Source organism: Oleiphilus sp. HI0061, assembly GCF_001635675.1.
Genome location: NZ_LWFE01000353.1, coordinates 1 through 802 on the forward strand (window position 1 = coordinate 1; position 802 = coordinate 802).

Annotated in this window: 2 protein-coding genes; both read left to right on the forward strand. The window is 43.4% G+C overall.

What is annotated here, in order from left to right; genetic code table 11:
- Positions 1-523: TonB-dependent receptor (locus tag A3735_RS04815; RefSeq protein ID WP_156499406.1), on the forward strand; the 523-nt coding region annotated here is incomplete at its 5' end.
- Positions 524-526: 3 nt separating this feature from the next.
- The coding region (locus A3735_RS04820; protein ID WP_156499407.1) for a hypothetical protein at positions 527-802 on the forward strand (276 nt) is incomplete at its 3' end.

Here is an 802-nt window from a genome sequence, read left to right on the forward strand (position 1 = left end):
GTATTACATGACGATTGATGACTCAATTGTTCGACGAGAAAACATTGATGGAGATCGTTACTACGAAAATGGTGGCGAGACCACGCATCAGGGGGCAGAGTTATCAATACTACAGACCTTAACAGAGGAATTATCCGCACGATTGGCTTATAGCTACTCGGAGCACGAGTATGTGAACGATGAAGATTATGGCGATAACGAGCAAGCTGAGGCGCCTAACAGTTTGGCTAACTTACGTTTGAACTATTCTCCTCAAAAGGTGCAGGGTTTGACGACTTCATTGGAGCTTGAGCATATTGGTGAGTATTGGATGGATGACAATAACACTAAAAAATATGGCGGCTATACGGTTACACACTTAAAAGCACTATATAAAATTTCTGAACAGCTCAAATTGAGCGCTAAGATTAATAACCTGTCGAATAAAGTGTATGCGGAAAATGCCAGCTTCAGTTACGGCAAAGAGAAGTATACACCAGGGGCTCCGCGTCAGTTATTCGCAGGTATTGAGTATCGGTTTTAAGACATGATGACTAAAGAACGCTCAGGTATTTTTTTCATACTGTGCCTTTTGCTTGCACTCTTATTGACCTGCAACCAAGATGCAGAGGCAGCAAAAAAGCATGGAGCAATGAAAAACAGTTTGCTGCCTGAGTGTCAAGGTATGGCACTTCCATCTGTGCATTGTGGACGCGCTCCATCGTATGCCGAGGGTAAGGATAAAGTGTATGTGGTCTTCTCTCAGAATGGCCATATCTACTTATCTTCATCATCAGATGAAGGGCGCAGCTATACGCCTCCT